The sequence below is a fragment of the Paenibacillus diazotrophicus genome (assembly GCF_042610465.1).
Genome location: NZ_JBGJZN010000006.1, coordinates 88,190 through 105,413 on the forward strand (window position 1 = coordinate 88,190; position 17,224 = coordinate 105,413).

Here is a 17,224-nt window from a genome sequence, read left to right on the forward strand (position 1 = left end):
CTCCCGGAAGCTTACAGATTACTCTGCAAGGGTTGGAGCGGGTCTGGGGGTAGCGTCTTCCACTTCGTGTACATTGTAGAGCACACGAGCCATCAGATCCTGGCTGTAGTTACCGAAATGCTTGCCGTAAATCGTTAATCCGCGTTTGTTGACCGATTTATCAGTAACTGCAATACGGAAGGTTAGCTCGCTTTTGAAATCCAGCTTGATATCATCCAGTGTAATATCCGAGATACGGCAGCCGTCGATAAAGCTTCCTTCGTTGTTGATGCGGATAAGCTTGAGCATGCCATACTGGTTAAGGTGAGGAGGCCACCAGTCTGGATTGAAAGTGCCGCGTGCATCGCCGAAGTCGCCGGGACTGGTCCAATAGCCGATTTCGATACCATTCACGTAAAAATACAAATCCGAAGGATAGTTATCGTTAAATCCCGGTGCTTCTGAACCAATCTCCATGGAGAACTGAATTTCGCGGAAGGTCTGGTTCGCCTTAAGATAATTCGGAATCCGGTATTCAAGAAATCCTTCGGCCATCCAGATGATCTCAGAATCAATCCGCTGGGGGTCGGCAAAATAACGCGGTTCGTCAAAGTCTCCGATAATGCTGTCTTTCGTGGCCAGACCACAGGTGGGAACTGCCTGATAATTGCTGTAATGCCCAACCTGGATTTCGACTTCGTATAAATTGTCGGTTTCCTTGCTCCGTAAATCTACCATGAGTTTGTCTTTATTCAGATAACACACCTTTTGGATCCCATGCTTGCCGACCGAAGTATTGATCTCGATCAGCCCGCTGTCCTCAAGCTTCTTGATGTGCATCGTGATAGCGCCATTGCTGAGATTTAGCTTCTTGGCGATTTCGTTGAGGTTTAGGGCTTGATTGGTAGCAAGCAGCTCTAGAATCTGAATCCGGATCTCGGAGCTGAGAGCTTTAAAGATATCGATGCCGCTCATTAGATCTTTAATATAAATCATAATTGCTGTACCTTCTTCCGCAGACGTCATTAACAAAACTATTTTATAAAATTATAAACTAATTAAGCCGAAAAGGGAAGTATTCTCCAGTTATTTGTCTATAAATTTAAAAATTTAGCTGTTTTTTGATGATTTCGCCCTTTTGTTTTATATTTTTATTAAAAAATATTGGTGAAAAAAAATAAAAAAGGCTATTTTTTTCTGAAAATAGGCCTTATTCACCTTTTGTTTCGAATATATATGAATAGATTTATATTATTTTGTTTACAAGCAACCTCTTGTATGTTATTTTATATCTGTAAGCGAATACATTCAAATGTTTTTTAATTATTTAATGAATATGTGAAATGGATAGCCGGAACTAACCCGCATAGATTTTGAGAGCGGTTGCATTAGTTCTTTCTATATAGCATCTACATTGTTCAGAAAACTCTAGGAGGGGTTACCGTGTTAAAGAAAAAGGGCTGGTTTACACTGCTGTCGTTAGTATTGTGTGTTTCCGTTATTCTCGCAGGTTGTGGTGGAAACAACAACGCATCATCTGGCAGCAACAATAAGAAAGGAAATACCGCCAGCGAGAGCAGCAAATCCAATGAAACCAAGCAACTGACCTTTATGTTTAGAGGCGGGACAGACGAACAAAAAGCTTATGAAGGTGTAGTGAAGCAATTTGAAGCAGATCACCCGAATGTAAAGGTGAAGATCGTTGTAACTGCAGCTGATCAATATGCAACTAAATTAAAAGCTTCTATTACAGGCAATAGCGTACCGGATGTCTTTTACTTCGAATCTGGGGATTTGAAAGCGTATGTCAACAGCGGTGTACTACTGGATCTTACCAGCTATGTAGAAAATAACCCGAACATTGATTTGAACAACATTTGGAAGTACGGCGTAGACCTGTACCGTTATGACGGCACGATGGCCGGCCAGGGCAACATCTATGGTATGCCTAAAGACGTGGGGCCTTTTGCACTCGGTTACAACAAAACTATGTTTGAAGCCGCAGGTATTCCGCTTCCCGATAAAGATAAACCTTACACATGGGATGAGTTCATCAAAGTGGCACAGCAGCTGACGGTTGATAAGGATGGTGACGGTAAGCTGGATCAGTTCGGCGCGGGCTTCAACGTTCAATGGGCCCTGCAGGCGTTCGTATGGAGCAATGGGGCGGACTGGATTGATTCCACGAAGACCAAAGTAACTATTGATGATCCTAAATTTGCGGAAGCTCTGCAGTTTTTTGCGGATATGCAGAACAAATACGGCATCACGCCTTCTACTGAACAAGCTCAGACCCTTGATACTTACCAGCGTTGGATGAAAGGCGAAATGGCGTTCTTCCCGGTTGGTCCTTGGGACATGAGTACTTATGAGAAACTTCCTTTTGACTATGACCTGATTCCTTACCCTGCCGGTTCCACAGGCAAACCGGCAACATGGACCGGATCACTGGGTATCGGCGCATCTGCCAAGACCAAACATCCTGAAGAAGCTACAGAGCTGATCAACTACCTGACTGCTTCAAAAGAAGGTATGGAAGCTCTTGTAAAAGCAAAAGTACAGATTCCTAACCTGATAGATATGGCTAAAGAGTGGGCAGCTGATACTACAACTAAACCAGCTAATAAAGAAGAGTTCCTGCAAGTGGTCAACGAATACGGCAGAGTGCTACCAGGCCACTATACTTACAATGCAGAGTGGTATAACCTCTTCTTCACGGATATTCAACCTGTTATCGATGGTAAAGTTACGGCTGCTGATTATGTGAAATCCGAACAGCCTAAGATGCAAAAGCTGTTAGACAAAGCGATTCAGCAAGAAGAAAAATCGAAGAAATAAGCTACAGCTTACATTAATTGGATTAAAAAGTGATGTTGGCCACTATAGACAGCGGCCAGCATCACTTTTATCTACTATGAGAAATTGAAATTGAGGTGATTGTATTGATAACCAAGTCGAACCTCTACCGGAAGGAAAAGATCTACGGATTCTTATTTATTCTTCCTCCGCTTTTGGGACTGTTGATCTTTACGCTGTACCCTATGATCTATTCGATATATGGCTCATTTACAGATTGGGACGGACTCGGCCAGATGAATCTTATTGGACTGAGCAATTTCAAGGATCTGTTAACGGATGAGCTCTTCCACAAAGCTTTGTTCAATACACTATTCATGATGCTTGGCATACCGATCGGTATTGTTCTTGCACTTTTATTGGCGCTCGGTTTGAACCGTGGAGTACCGGGCACTACGGCTTTCCGTGTGATTTACTATGTTCCGGTTATTTCTTCCCTGGCAGCGGTATCTATTATGTGGAACTGGGCCTATAACGGGGACTATGGACTGGTTAACCAGTTTCTTGATCTCTTCGGAATCAGCGGTCCCAACTGGATGGCCAATAAATTTACTGTCAAACCCGCACTGATCATTATGGCAGTGTGGAAGGGCGTCGGCTATACGATGCTGTTGTATTTAGCGGCATTACAGAGTGTTTCAAGATCCTACTATGAAGCGGCTGAGCTGGATGGCGCGAACGGCTTCAAGGCATTCTGGCACATTACCTGGCCTATGGTGCGTCCCGTTACCTTCTTTATCATCGTAACTAATATTATCGGAGGATCGCAAATTTTTACCGAGATGAACATTATGACTCCAACTGGCGGGCCGGAGTATGCTTCAGCATCCGTTGTGTTCTACATTTGGCAGAAGGCCTTCGGGAACTTCCAGATGGGCTATGCTTCCGCAATGGCAGTCGTACTCGGCTTCTTTATATTTGTCGTGACTCTTATCCAATTCCGAATGAACGAGAAACAATCGTTCGATGTCGATTGATATGAGAGGGAGGAACGAATAAATATGACAAGAAGAAGAAGAATTACCAATTCAATCATATTCACTTTGTTATTAATCGGCGCTGTATTCATGATTGGACCGCTGCTCTGGATGCTATCCACTTCACTTAAAGATAAACAGGATGTATTCGCATTGCCTCCGGTCTGGATTCCCAATCCATTTATTTTTAGTAAGTACCATGAGATTTGGGAAGCAGGCCAACTGTTGAGCGGTATCAAGAATAGTGTGATCATCGCAGTAAGTGTAACTGTGGTGGGAACGTTCACCTCAAGTCTTGCGGCATTTTCTTTTGCTAAATTGAAATTCCCTGCTAAGAATAAGATTTTTCTGCTCATGCTCTCTTCATTAATGATTCCATACCCGGCAGTCATGATTCCGCAGTTCTTCATGTTCTCCAAGCTGGGATGGGTAGATACGCTACTGCCGCTGATCGTGCCCGGGCTGTTCGGGAATATCGTGATGATCTTCTTCTTGCGGCAATATTTGAGCAGTGTGCCTAATGCTATTATTGAAGCCGCCAAAATTGATGGCAGTTCCTATTTCCGGCTGTTCAGCTCGATTACCTTTCCGCTCATCAAGCCTGCGGTTGCGGCACAGCTGATCCTGTGGTTTATGGGAATCTGGAATGATTACCTGTCACCTATTATTTATCTGAATTCACCGGAGAAGCAGACCCTCCAACTGGTCATTGCCAACTTTAATGCCACCTATGCCATTCAGACGGATTATCCGCTGATCATGGCAGCCTCTATTATTGCCCTGTTGCCGATGCTGATTATCTTCCTGGTGTTCCAGAAGCAAATTATCGAATCCGTGGCTATATCCGGAGTGAAGGGATGATTCCATTTTGTCTAACCTTAGTGGCAGCGGACTAGTATTTCCTAAATCACCGGGTGAATTCAAGCTGTATGATAGCTCCATTCTCGATCAGGAGTCGGAGTGGGGCGTACATAATGCGCATGACCCCGGAATCGTGAAGACGGAGCAAGGATACTATGTTTTTTCAACCGATGTAAGGGTCGGCGGGGAAGTAGTGCCAGGTGTGATGGTACGTAAATCTGCGGATCTGATCCACTGGGAGTGGGTGCATTATGCGCTGCCCGGTATTCCGCAGGTTGCCAAGGAATGGGCGAATTCCATTAATCTTTGGGCTCCTGATGTGGTGGAGGTGCACGGGGAATACCGGATGTACTATTCCGCCTCTACATTTGGCAGCCGTCAGTCCATGATAGGATTACAGACCGCTGCTTCGATAGAAGGTCCCTGGACGGATAAAGGCGTTGTGATTGCCACCCGGGCAGAAGATGCACTGAATGCAATTGACGCCAATGTGGTAACGGATGCAGATGGCCGGATGTGGATGGTGTACGGTTCCTTTTTTGGCGGCATTCACATTATCGAGCTGGATAGCGGGTCCGGCAAGCCCAAGCAGGAGGGATTCGGAGAGCTGCTGGCCGTCCGTGATCAAGCGACGGAAGACGGAGCGGTTGAAGGTCCATACATTGTCTACAATGAACAGTTCAAGAAATATTATCTGTTCGTTTCCTATGACTCACTATTCGAAGATTACAATGTCCGCGTTGCACGGTCAGATTCCATCACTGGCCCTTATGTCGATATGCATGGCCGGGATATGAAGGACAGCCGTCATTTGCCGCAGTATGAGGTGGGAGTGAAGATTCTGGGAGGCTACCGTTTCGTTCAAGATCCAGGCTGGATTGCGCCGGGTCATAATTCCGTATTGAACGATGGCGGGACCTATTACATGGTGCACCACGCACGGGGAGGACAGGATAAGCTGTGGCCTTATCTGCATATCCGCAAAATCCTGTGGACCGAAGATGGCTGGCCGGTAGTATCTCCGGAGCGCTACGCGGGAGAAACAGAACAAAACATTCCTGCAGACCTGATTCCAGGATGCTGGGAGCGGCTCCTTCTTGATCCGGCTGTGGATGGACAGGTAGAGTCAGAGCTACTTGAATTGCATGAGAACGGCGGCCTGACCGGAGCGCAGGGTACGGGAAAGTGGATTTTTGATGGAAAAAGAACATTAACGCTTATCTGGAATGACCTCCCGGAAGGTAAAGGACGATGCGAGAAGGTACAGCTTCTTCCTTCCTGGGATTGGGAAGAAGATAGACAAACCCTGGTATTCACTGGGATGAATGATGATGGAATTTCCAGTTGGGGAAAGAGAAGCTCCGGAAATTAAATTATATCTTGAGCGGAAAAGAATGGAGATGACAACAATGAATACTGTGAGAATCATTGCAGATGTAAGTAAAGCAACAATTAACCGACATTTGTACGGGCACTTTGCCGAACATCTCGGCAGATGTATCTATGAAGGGATTTGGGTTGGGGCAGATTCGCCGATTCCCAATACGGACGGTATCCGCAATGATGTAATAGCTGCGCTGCGCAAACTGGATATTCCGGTGCTCCGCTGGCCGGGCGGCTGCTTCGCCGATGAATATCACTGGAAGGACGGTATCGGCCTTCCGGAAACCCGCAAGCGGATGATCAACACCCACTGGGGCGGGGTAGTCGAGAATAACCACTTTGGCACACATGAATTCTTCCGCCTTTGTGAGCTTCTGGAATGTGAACCGTATATCTGCGGCAATGTCGGCAGTGGTACTGTTCAGGAGATGTCCGAATGGGTCGAGTATATGACCTTTGACGGCGAATCGCCAATGGCAGGGCTACGGGCTGAGAATGGACGGGAACAACCGTGGACACTGAAATATTTTGGCGTCGGAAATGAGAATTGGGGCTGTGGAGGCAATATGCGTCCGGAATATTATGCCGATCTGTACCGCCGCTACCAGACGTATGCGCGTAATTACGGTGATAATAAGCTCTACAAAATTGCCGGAGGCGCCAACGTGGACGACTATAACTGGACGGAAGTGCTGATGCGCGAAGCCGGACGGTACATGGATGGTCTTAGCCTGCATTCCTATACCATTCCGGGCAGCTGGGAAGAGAAACGATATGCACTCGGCTTCGACCATGGCGAATGGTTCGAGACGATGAAGAAATCCCTCCATATGGATGAGTTGATTACCCGGCATTCAGCGATCATGGACAAATATGATCCGGAGCAGCGGGTAGGATTGATTATAGATGAATGGGGAACTTGGTTCCTCAGTGAGCCGGGAACCAATCCCGGGTTCTTATATCAGCAGAATACACTGCGTGATGGACTAGTGGCCGGGATTCACCTGAATATTTTCCAGAACCACAGCAAACGGGTGCATATGGCGAATATTGCGCAAATGGTCAACGTATTGCAGGCGCTGATCTTAACCGAAGGTGACAAAATGCTGCTTACACCTACGTATCATGTCTTTGAGATGTACAAGGTGCATCAGGATAACGAGCTTCTTGAGGTGGCTTTTGAGAGTCCGGTGTATAGCATGGGCGGTGAGTCTCTCCCTCAGGTGAGCATATCCGCTTCCCGGGATGCGGCCGGCAAGATTTGCATTTCCCTATGCAACATCAGCCATGCGGACAGCGCGAGCCTAAGCATTGAGATGATTGGTACTTCGGCGGGAACCGTATCGGGTCAAATTCTGACCCATTCTGATCTGAATGCCCACAATACCTTTGAGGCACCGGAAACCGTTGCGACGGCTCTTTTTACAGGGGCTGCACTGAAGGATGGAGTACTGGACTGCCAGCTACCTCCGGCATCGGTGGTTGTCCTTACCCTGGTGTAAAGAACTTATAAAGGAGAGACTATAATGAGCAGGAATAAAGAGTACAGCAATCCGCTTGTGGAGCAGCGTGCGGATCCCTGGGTATATAAGCATACAGATGGTTATTATTACTTCACGGCTTCGGTGCCGGAATACGACCGGATTGAAGTAAGGAGAGCCGATACCATTGAAGGTCTTCGAGATGCCGTGCCTGCAGTGGCCTGGCGCAAATATGAGACCGGACCGCTCAGTGCCAACATCTGGGCCCCCGAAATCCATTATATTCAAGGCAAATGGTACATTTACTTCGCGGCTGCCCGGACGACGGAGACCAAGGAAGGGCTGTTCGATCACCGCATGTATGCACTGGAGAACGAATCGGCGAATCCGCTCGAGGGACATTGGGTGGAGAAGGGCCAGGTGATAACTGCCTGGGAGTCTTTCGCCTTGGATGCGACCAGCTTCCAGCACAAGGGAGTGCTCTACTATGTATGGGCACAGAAGGACCCGGACATTCCGGGGAATTCCAACCTGTACATTTCAGAGATGGAGAATCCTTGGACACTGAAAGATCCGCAGACGATGATATCCAAACCGGAGTATCCATGGGAAGTTATTGGATTCAGTGTCAATGAAGGCGCGGCGGTCCTGAAACGGGGCGGCAAAATCTTCATAAGTTACTCGGCCAGTGCTACGGACCATAATTACTGCCTAGGGCTGCTGATGGCCGACGAAGACAGCGATCTGCTGGATGCGGCCTCCTGGAGCAAGTACCCTGATCCTGTATTCCAAACCAGTGAAGAGAACGGACAATATGGTCCGGGGCACAACAGCTTCACGGTCAACGAAAATGGGGAAGATGTGCTGATCTACCATGCGCGCAATTACAAGGAGATCACCGGAGATCCGCTATATGATCCTAACCGCCATACCCGTGCCCAGGTGCTGAAATGGAATGAAGACGGTACACCGAATTTCGGAGTGCCGGTCAAAGATAGCGGGAAGTAAGGAAGCGAACATTGGTATTATAAAATTGGCAAATGAATAGCCATTCTTCAAGTGAAAAGTGTCCTGGCAACCCTATATAGGGTGGCGGGGCACTTTTTGCTGCTATATGAGGACAGGAAGCACTTAAAGGTAAAGCACATCAATTCCATGGAGGTTTTGTGAAAATGGAGAGGGTCCGTGTAATCGAATTCCCGCCTTTAAAAGTCGTTAATTCGGGAAACATATCATCAATGAATGATTTCGAAGCCTTCGACCAATGGTGGTCATCGATCGACGCTAAGCATTACATTATTCCTTTCTTTATGATACAAGGGCTATGTAGAATTGGTGTGACAGGCAGAGATTATTCAGGGGAATCGAGTTCTTTGGCCTCAAGGGAATAGTAGCCACCTGTTGACAAAAACTCTTTGTCCTTCTGTTCGGGAGAGGAGGTGCCTCCAATTATTTTTCCATCAGAAAGCATGACGTTTAACACCGTTTCATAGTTATATTGTTTATAAAGTGAAGCGTATTTTTTATCTAGCGGATGCTGGTTAACTATAAATCCATAGGTGACAATTTCTTCACCGATATAACTGTCAGGCTTAACTTCTTGAACATCCCAAATCTCTTTATAGGCATACTGGGAAAGTTTCTGTTTATCAAGCGTGTATTTGCTAATTTCCCCTTCATACGAGAGTATATTATATCCTTTAGATATAATATACTCAGCTGCTGTCTTTTCGTCGCCGGTTATATGCTCAGAAACTTTTTGACCGCAAGCAGATAATATTATTGTTGTCAGTACCAATACAATAAAATATGAAAACAATCTGTTTCGTTTCATTTTTCTAAAGGCCCTTTCTTTGCGTTATTTTTAGATATAAAAGAAGAGAGGGTCTTAGACCAGTTCTTCTTTTTCGCGAATTTAAAGCTTAGATTCATTTTATTCGATTTAAACCACATTGGCAGTTTCTTTATCTCTTTTTCGCAAGTGGAATCAAGCAATGTAATTTCTCTTGCTCCATAATGACCTTAGAGTGGTTGAAGCGGGGTGAATAGACGAATGTACGAGTGGCATAAGCAAATCCAAATCATCGTTGATGAGATTGACGAGTGTATTAAAAATCGTAACAGTGAAGCAATAACGCTGCGATTTCTTTCTCGCAAGTTAGGTTATTCCGAATTTCATACTACGAGAAAATTCAAGGAAATATCGGGTATGCAATTTAGGGATTATCTGCGGCATAGAAAATTAGCCTTTGCCCTAAAAGAGGTTCGGGATAGCGAAAAAAGCCTTTTGGATATTGCTTTTGATTATGGTTTTTCATCACATGAGGCGTTTACCAGAGCTTTCAAAGGAGTATATGGTGTAGCTCCAAGCGAATACCGGAATAAACCTAAGCCTGTCGTTCTTCGCACAAAAATTAATCCTTTCGACCGCTACTTTTTAGGATTGGGAGAGATTGGGATGATGAAATCTACAGAGGATATCAAAGTTTATTTTATTACCATTCCGGCACATAAATTTTTGCACATTAAAAACTATGAGAGTAACGGGTATTGGGATTTTTGGCAAAAGCAAAGTCTCATTCCGGGGCAGGACTGCGAGACCATTTGCGGCTTACTCGATAGTATCAAGGGCAAATTGGATGACGATGGCGGGAGCGAATCTAATAGTGGCAACGGTCAGATTATGGCATACATGAATGACCCGGACGGCAGACTCTGCGATTGGGGTATTCCACGTACAGAGTGTTATGGTGTACGTCTTCCTTTTGATTATAATGGCGAAGTACCCACACAAATGCTTATGATTGATGTTTCCGAAGCTGAGTATATTGTTTTTGAACATGGGGCTTTTGATTATGAACAGGAAAATCGTAGTGTGGAGGAACGGATGGAAAAGACAATGGCAACGTTTGATTTTGCACGCACCGGTTACTGCTTTGATCCATCCCCTGGCAGAATCATTTACTTTTATTTTAATCCGGAACGGTATTTTAAATATATCAGACCCGTGCGAAAGTCATAACAGATTATTTCAACATCCGCCTAATTTTTATTGCTGAATAATACAAACGTTGAAGGATTTTCCTGTAATTTATTGAAAGATAGGAGTACCTGAAATCGATGTGCGGCGTTATTGGGAATGGGAGTAGTGTGTGCACAGATGTGATTGCCGTTGTCTACGCGGGCGATCACCCGCTCAGGGAATCATTTGTACAAAGGGGAAAATGAACTGATGTCAAAGATTCGGTTAGGCAGTACCCGATTAACAGGAGCGGATGGCATTCGTGCGATCGCTTGCCTGTCCGTCATTCTGCATCATTTGTCACAACGGCTGATGATGCCCGCACAAAAGCCTTGGCTTCAAGAGGTACAATCGGTTTTCTTACTGGGGAACAGCGGGGTTAGCTTGTTTTTCTTGTTAAGCGGTTTCTTGCTTTCGTTTCCCTTTTGGAGCGCTTACGTAGAGAATGAGCCGTATCCGAGTATCCGCACTTATGCAGTGCGCCGTGCTGCAAGAATTATGCCTGGCTTCTATGTTTCATTCCTGGTTTGCCTGTTGCTTGTATGGAGGCTGGATATTCCTGCGGAGTTCTTGTGGCGGCGAATCATAACGGGCTTCACATTTACGTCAGGCTTCCATTATACAACGTTTTTCCCCTCCGACTTGAACGGGCCTTTCTGGTCGATCAGCTTCGAGGTATTTTGCTATGCGCTTATGCCTTTGTTTATGGCTGTATTGTTTGTGCTCGGCAAGCGGCGTTCGTTCGGAAAGGCGATCTTGTTCTGGTGTGTCGCATTTGGATTGGTGCTTGTCGCCAATTCCTTTGTCCATCAATGGTTTACGCCAAGCGAACAGGGCCGGGGCTGGGATTATGGTCTAATTGGCGGTGCGAAATTCTGGATGCCGAATTACAATCCGATCGGATTCTTCGGCCACTTCACCATCGGCATCCTGGCTGCAGTTGTAACAACCGCATTCATGCAGCATGGCACTGCAACGGAGCGGATCCGCAGGCTCGGGCTGTTCGACGCAGTTGGAGCAGTGGCATTGGGGCTTGCCGGTTTGCTGATCTGGCGTATGCGCCACCAGGGCGAATTTGACTTCAGCCTTCAGCACCAGCCATACTACTTCCCGGCTTATGCCATTTTGTTCGGGGTCGTGCTGCTGTCTGCACCGTTCAGTGTGATCTTAGGACGCTTGCTTGATAACCGCTTTTTCCGGTTTACTGCAAAAATTTCGTTCGGCCTGTATATTTGGCACTATTTGTTCATTACGTTAATCGAAAAGTACGGCATCAAGGACTATCGCTATTCCGGGATTGAGGACGTGTGGCGATGGTTAGGCATCAGTGTATCTGTCGTCGCTATCTCATATGCGGCGGCTACGATATCATATTACGGCATAGAGCAGCCGTTCATCCATTGGTCGAAGGGCAAACCGTTCTTCCGGCGTAAGGGGACGGATACACCTCCGGTTAATGCCGCATAAATTATTTCTCTTTCTCAGATGTTTTAATGGTATCCGCCCAGGCGCCCTTTCCGCGAATGCATATGATGATAATGCCTACTCAATGAAAGGAGCGATCATATATGGGATATTTTCCAACGCCGGGAACTGGTGGAGGATTTCCGGGATTTCCGGGTGGACCTGGCGTGCCGAGAGGACCGGGGTTTCCAGGCGGATTTCCTGGAGGACCTTCAGGGACTCCGGGAGGTGCACCGGGAGGCGTTCAAGCGCCAACGGCTCCGCCGCCGCAATTCGTACCGCAAATGCAGGCTGCCACATATGCCGTCGACCCCGGCGGGATCAGACGCTGCCTGTTCCGTAACACATACATTTGGCTGAACAACGGTGAGCAATTCTGGTTCTATCCGGTATTTGTTGGGCGTAATTCTATTGCAGGGTTCAGATGGTTCGGTTTCTTCTGGGGATATTATGGTATCGATTTGAATCGGATTAGCTCATTCACGTGCTTCTAAGACAGGGGGACGTGTATCTGCATTCTTAAAAAACGCAAAAAAAGAAACCACTTTTTTGGTAAATGGGGGACTACCCAACCATTCCAGAGGAGCGGTTTCTTTGTACATTCAACATACCATAAGACATTCCAGAAAATCACATTATCCTCCTATAATCCTCTTAATACCGGCCTCATAGAAAGGGTACATATCATCCAGTTCCATAATATGTGTTTGGATGGGCACACCATACATTAAAGCGAATAAATGACTTACGAACTCATTGTACTGAGAAGGATGGATCGTAGGTATCTCCGAAAGATGGTAGATAAAAACCTGCTGCAGGCTTAGTGGCTCTACCTTTTGGCCAAATGCTTCCTTATTAAACAGGTAATACTCATAAGGTGCAGGCTCGATAGCGGGTGGTCTTTCTGTAAGCTTACTATAATATTGAATGAGTGAGATCATGATTTTTTTACCGGGAACCGTATCATCACAAATCGATTGAAAGACTCTATATAATCCGGCTTCGCCTTGATCCCTTTTGCAGTGAATATCAAAACTCCTATCATAAAGCCACTTACATATGAAGTAATCCAAAACCTGTTCCTTGTAGCTGAAGTTTTTAAAAAAGGTTACTTTAGTCGTATTGATGTTAGAACACAACTCATCAAGGGTTAAGTCATTAATACTTTTTGTTGTTAGCAGACGAAGCATCTCTTCCAGTATGGATACCTTCAAAAGAGCAGCCTTTTTTTCTCTAATTCCGAAACTCTCCATCTCTTTGCTCCTTCCTGATCCTGCTTCTAATCCAGGCTACACAGTTTACGAGTAAGATAGCAACAAGCACCATATAAAATATTGAAGTTGCGAAGCTTTTGATGATTGTAAAGATACTTGCAACATATACGAGAATTGTTGGAACTGCCGCTTTGTACGAAAGCATCATGAAGATCATGAGGTTTTCCAGGTAATCACATAACATGGCAACCACAGGGAGGGATAATGCGGCTTTTGTACAAAAAGAATATACTGGGAATGCTGATGTATGCTTCACCTTATGATATAGACGAATCAGCAAAATGAAAGTAGATAATCCAGTTAAGCAATTGAGGATAGGAAACAAAATATCGAGGGGTAACTGAATATGCAGATACATGGTATAGCCTTTTTCCGATAACTGAGATAGAAAATTATGCGCATATTCATAATCATATCCTAAAGAATTCATATCAAAGATCAAAAGGCCATCAGCTTCTTGGCTTATGTGTGGAATAGAATAGCTTAGCATAATGGCATAAATAGCTTGTGACCCTAACAGAAACAGCAACCACAGCTTAAACGTTACAGTTTCCAGACTTTTAGCCAGTGTATGAAGCATGAAATAACCTCCTTGATAAATATTAACCATGGTAAATAAATGTACTGAAGTTAATATTAATGTAAAGGGGTGGCGACTCAAAGTCAACAGGATTTTATACGATGTGCAGGAAATGGTGTGAAGCTGATCCATGCGTTACTGCATACCACAAAGAGCACCGCCCTATGGACGATGCTCTTTGTGGTATATAGCCGTAAAAGTTATGGAGTATATTGCTGTACGATTGAGGTTACCTTGCCATCCTGAATCGTAATGTGATATGGGGATTGACTTAGGTCGAAGACGTCCTTTTTGGCGAATTCGGCCAAGAACTTATGAAGCGTGATGCTTTCATTCCATCGGATATCCAAATCTTCCAGGTTCCCGGTATGATCGTAAATCTGCATCGTTACAGCAGCATTATCAGCAACGGGATACGAAGTAAGCGAGTCACTGTCATTTACAATATAATAACCGTCCAGTGCGCCGCCCAGCTCTGCTGCGGATTCAGGCTCACGTTCAGCAAAGATACGGTCCGCTTCAGTACCTTCGTACCATTCGATCTGGTCGGCGGTCATGGTCGTATGTCCGTCTTTGGTCTTAAGCTCATGTATATAAACCGTCAATTCCTGACTTTTAGATCCGCTATGCGCTTCTGCGTGTGTACCTACCGTACTAGCCGTAGTCACGAGGGAAAGGAACAGGAGGACCAAAGCAGGAAACAAAACAACCGATTTTCTTTTGAACATGTAAAAATTCCCCCTTGATAAGAATATGACACGGTATACGTCTATATACCTAATTACCCTCCGCTGATTTTCTCAAACGGGCTTTGTACCTCTATAAACGTAGTTCCGGCAAAAATGTTGCAAAAAGTTTCGGACTTCTGGAACAGGGAAATTAGGCTTGCGTGCTGAAACGGATTCCTGTTTAAATGAGAACCTGACATTCTGCTAACGCACTCCGGTCATGACCTGATTGCTGGTGAATGGCTGAGCTTTGTTGCAAAGAGCGGTATTTTGAACGTATGATAAGGCCGGGTGATATCCCGGGTCAATCTGAATATATTAATATAAACGGGACGCAAACTGGAGGATTATCAGGATTCTAGTCAGGATGTTGTGCGGTTTGTGTGTTAAAAGAGGAGATACCATTGTTGAAACCAATCATACAACTACTGCATTTTGGCTATCATCAGGCGATGAGCTGTATATTTCCGGTTGCGATCTTTGGAACCTTGGCTCTTTCCAGCGTAGCGGAGGTACCTTTCATTTACCGTTATGATGCCGTTCTTCTAGTACTGCTTGCAGTACAGTATCTTATGTACCGCAGTGGACTTGAGACACTCGATGAAATTAAAGTGATCTGTATATTTCATGTTATTGGATTATTGCTGGAAATGTATAAGGTGAGAATGGGATCGTGGTCATATCCTGAACCTGGATTCACAAAGTTACTCGGTGTACCGCTCTATAGCGGATTTATGTATGCCAGTGTGGCAAGCTACATGTGTCAGGTATGGAGAAGACTAAAGATGGATATGACCGGCTGGCCGGGACTTAGCTTTGCGGGGCTATTGGGAGGGGCTATCTATCTGAACTTTTTTACACATCATTTTCTACCGGATCTTCGCTGGTGGCTGACGGCGCTTGTGGTTGTTGTCTTCTGGAGAACATGGATCATCTACCGGGTGCAGAACATTACTTACCGAATGCCACTGACACTAGCTTTTTTTATTGTAGGTTTTTTTATCTGGTTAGCTGAAAATATAGCGACATTCTTTAGTGCATGGAAATATCCTAACCAGCATGAGGCCTGGCATCTGGTTAGCTTCAGTAAGATCAGTTCATGGTTCCTTCTGGTCATTATCAGCGTCATTATTGTTGCCCAGCTTAAACATGTTAAAGCCGGCCGGGACACGCAAGATTCATGATAGCGGCTACTCGAATACTGACGAAGAACTATTGTGTAATAAAATAGCGGCAGTCTGGGACTTCGTTATACGGTCCAGGCTGTCGCTGTTTCTTTATGTACCTGTTCAAGACGTAAGCTGATTGAGGATCAGGGCAGCCGCCCCTGCAGCAACTGCGTTGTCACTCAGGCTGCCTTTGGTGAAGCGGACCTTATACTGCTCGCGGTAGTAAGTTTTTTCGAGGGCGGTCCGTGTGGCCTCCTGATAGAAAACATCTGCAGATGAGAATAAAGGGCCGCCCAGAATGACCTCCTCCGGGTGGAGAATGTTGATGAGATTGGCAAGGCCAATGCCACAATACACCGCTGCTTGCCTGAAGATTTCGTTAACCACGGAATCACCGGCCTGCAGGGCTTCAATTAAATGCGAGAATTCCACATGCTCCGGGCGGTTTGCCAGTTCACGGAGCAGAGTGGCTCTGCCGCGGTTCCACTCCCCACGGGCCTGCATTTCCAGTGTACGGATGGACACGTAGGATTCCCAGGCCCCGTAATTGCCTCCAGGTACGCTGGAGGGAAGGCCAGTAGTCTCGATGATCATCTGCCCGACCGCTCCTTCGGTGTCAGTGACACCGTACAGAATCCGGCCCTCATTCATAATAGCCGAGCGCAGGCCGATGCCGGCATGAAGATAAAGCAGCTGATGCTGCCGCCGGTCGCCACCCGCCCAATATTCGCCGAGAAGCGCAGTGTTAGCTCCATTATCCAGATACACTGGAATATCAAGAAGCTGCTCCAGCCGTTCTTTGATGCGCACCTGCGACCAGCCGGGAGCGGCGAATCCGGCTGGTGTCAGAATGGTTCCCTCCTTGCGGTCCAAGGGGCCAACGGCTCCGATCCCAAGACCGATGACCCGGCTGATGTCAATGGAAGCCTGCTCCAGCATGCTCAGCACCTGGGTATATACGGAATTCATCAAGCGTTCAGGTGTAAGATCCTCATCCATGGGCCAAGTATATTCACCCAGCAGTACCAAATGGAGATCCGTAAGCACAAGCCTGGAATGTGTCCGGGAAATTTCCAGGCCAAATACATAACCGTAAGCGGGATTGGTCTCATATAGTGTAGGCCGTCTGCCTCCGGTCGACTCCCCGTAACCTACCTCCAGCAGCAGGCTTTGGGCAAGCAGTTCATCGAGGATACGGGTTAAGGTACTGACGGTCAGGCCGCTTTCTTCCAGCAGCGTTTGTTTGGATACAGTCCCTTTTTTTCTGACGGACATATACATATCCTTGGCTCTGGGACTGGGAATAAGTTCATGAATAGGCAGCACAAAGGTCTCTCCTTATTAATAGATATCCCGATCAGATTAGGGGGATAATTCCGATTAAACTTGATAACAGAATGACATAAAAAGGGGGGGCCCGCAACTTCTATCACATAAATAAAAAAGGCTC

16 protein-coding genes are annotated in these 17,224 nt (G+C 46.0%); 10 read left to right on the forward strand and 6 right to left on the reverse strand.

Going from position 1 to position 17,224, the window contains the following annotated elements; all coding sequences use genetic code 11:
* Positions 1-18: 18 nt before the first annotated feature.
* Positions 19-975 (reverse strand): ArsR/SmtB family transcription factor, encoded by a 957-nt coding sequence (locus ACAN54_RS21360; RefSeq protein WP_379160128.1) that lies wholly within the window; start codon positions 973-975, stop codon positions 19-21.
* A 447-nt stretch (positions 976-1,422) separates the two neighbouring features.
* Here ACAN54_RS21360 and ACAN54_RS21365 point away from each other — a divergent pair, with 447 nt between their 5' ends.
* The 6 genes from ACAN54_RS21365 to ACAN54_RS21390 all read left to right on the forward strand — a co-directional run bounded on the left by ACAN54_RS21365 (position 1,423) and on the right by ACAN54_RS21390 (position 8,545).
* Positions 1,423-2,817 (forward strand): ABC transporter substrate-binding protein, encoded by a 1,395-nt coding sequence (locus ACAN54_RS21365; protein WP_379160131.1) that lies wholly within the window; start codon positions 1,423-1,425, stop codon positions 2,815-2,817.
* Between the two features lie 104 nt (positions 2,818-2,921).
* A complete protein-coding gene (locus ACAN54_RS21370) occupies positions 2,922-3,812 on the forward strand; it encodes a carbohydrate ABC transporter permease (RefSeq protein ID WP_379160912.1) in 891 nt (296 codons plus the stop codon).
* Between the two features lie 24 nt (positions 3,813-3,836).
* Positions 3,837-4,673 (forward strand): carbohydrate ABC transporter permease, encoded by an 837-nt coding sequence (locus ACAN54_RS21375; RefSeq protein WP_379160134.1) that lies wholly within the window; start codon positions 3,837-3,839, stop codon positions 4,671-4,673.
* Positions 4,674-4,677: 4 nt separating this feature from the next.
* Positions 4,678-6,045 (forward strand): arabinan endo-1,5-alpha-L-arabinosidase, encoded by a 1,368-nt coding sequence (locus ACAN54_RS21380; protein ID WP_379160914.1) that lies wholly within the window; start codon positions 4,678-4,680, stop codon positions 6,043-6,045.
* 37 nt (positions 6,046-6,082) lie between these two features.
* Positions 6,083-7,558: an alpha-N-arabinofuranosidase gene (locus tag ACAN54_RS21385; RefSeq protein ID WP_379160137.1), complete on the forward strand. Its 1,476-nt coding sequence runs from the start codon at positions 6,083-6,085 to the stop codon at positions 7,556-7,558.
* Between the two features lie 24 nt (positions 7,559-7,582).
* Entirely contained in the window at positions 7,583-8,545 is a 963-nt protein-coding gene (locus ACAN54_RS21390) for a glycoside hydrolase family 43 protein (protein ID WP_379160140.1), read from the forward strand.
* Between the two features lie 343 nt (positions 8,546-8,888).
* Here the strand turns inward: ACAN54_RS21390 and ACAN54_RS21395 are convergent, their stop codons facing one another.
* The gene (locus ACAN54_RS21395) at positions 8,889-9,371 is read right to left on the reverse strand and encodes a hypothetical protein (RefSeq protein WP_379160143.1); all 483 of its coding nucleotides are present in this window, start codon (positions 9,369-9,371) and stop codon (positions 8,889-8,891) included.
* 219 nt (positions 9,372-9,590) lie between these two features.
* Between ACAN54_RS21395 and ACAN54_RS21400 the strand changes: the two genes are divergently transcribed.
* From ACAN54_RS21400 to ACAN54_RS21410, 3 genes are all read left to right on the forward strand, one after another.
* On the forward strand, positions 9,591-10,559 hold the full coding sequence (locus ACAN54_RS21400; protein ID WP_379160146.1) for a helix-turn-helix transcriptional regulator: 969 nt from the start codon (positions 9,591-9,593) through the stop codon (positions 10,557-10,559).
* 210 nt (positions 10,560-10,769) lie between these two features.
* On the forward strand, positions 10,770-12,026 hold the full coding sequence (locus ACAN54_RS21405) for an acyltransferase family protein (RefSeq protein WP_379160149.1): 1,257 nt from the start codon (positions 10,770-10,772) through the stop codon (positions 12,024-12,026).
* A gap of 101 nt (positions 12,027-12,127) precedes the next feature.
* A complete protein-coding gene (locus tag ACAN54_RS21410) occupies positions 12,128-12,517 on the forward strand; it encodes a collagen-like protein (protein WP_379160152.1) in 390 nt (129 codons plus the stop codon).
* Positions 12,518-12,658: 141 nt separating this feature from the next.
* Here the strand turns inward: ACAN54_RS21410 and ACAN54_RS21415 are convergent, their stop codons facing one another.
* The 3 genes from ACAN54_RS21415 to ACAN54_RS21425 form a co-directional block, all read right to left on the reverse strand.
* A complete protein-coding gene (locus tag ACAN54_RS21415; protein ID WP_379160155.1) occupies positions 12,659-13,276 on the reverse strand; it encodes a hypothetical protein in 618 nt (205 codons plus the stop codon).
* A complete protein-coding gene (locus ACAN54_RS21420; RefSeq protein ID WP_379160158.1) occupies positions 13,257-13,877 on the reverse strand; it encodes a hypothetical protein in 621 nt (206 codons plus the stop codon). Before ACAN54_RS21420 ends, ACAN54_RS21415 begins: the two co-directional genes overlap by 20 nt.
* A gap of 200 nt (positions 13,878-14,077) precedes the next feature.
* Positions 14,078-14,605, reverse strand: coding sequence for a hypothetical protein (locus tag ACAN54_RS21425; protein WP_379160161.1), 528 nt, complete (start codon positions 14,603-14,605; stop codon positions 14,078-14,080).
* A 407-nt stretch (positions 14,606-15,012) separates the two neighbouring features.
* Here ACAN54_RS21425 and ACAN54_RS21430 point away from each other — a divergent pair, with 407 nt between their 5' ends.
* Entirely contained in the window at positions 15,013-15,789 is a 777-nt protein-coding gene (locus ACAN54_RS21430) for a DUF817 domain-containing protein (protein WP_379160164.1), read from the forward strand.
* 105 nt (positions 15,790-15,894) lie between these two features.
* On the opposite strand, the gene ACAN54_RS21435 is transcribed toward ACAN54_RS21430, so the two are convergent.
* On the reverse strand, positions 15,895-17,100 hold the full coding sequence (locus ACAN54_RS21435) for an ROK family protein (protein ID WP_379160167.1): 1,206 nt from the start codon (positions 17,098-17,100) through the stop codon (positions 15,895-15,897).
* Positions 17,101-17,224 lie beyond the last annotated feature (124 nt).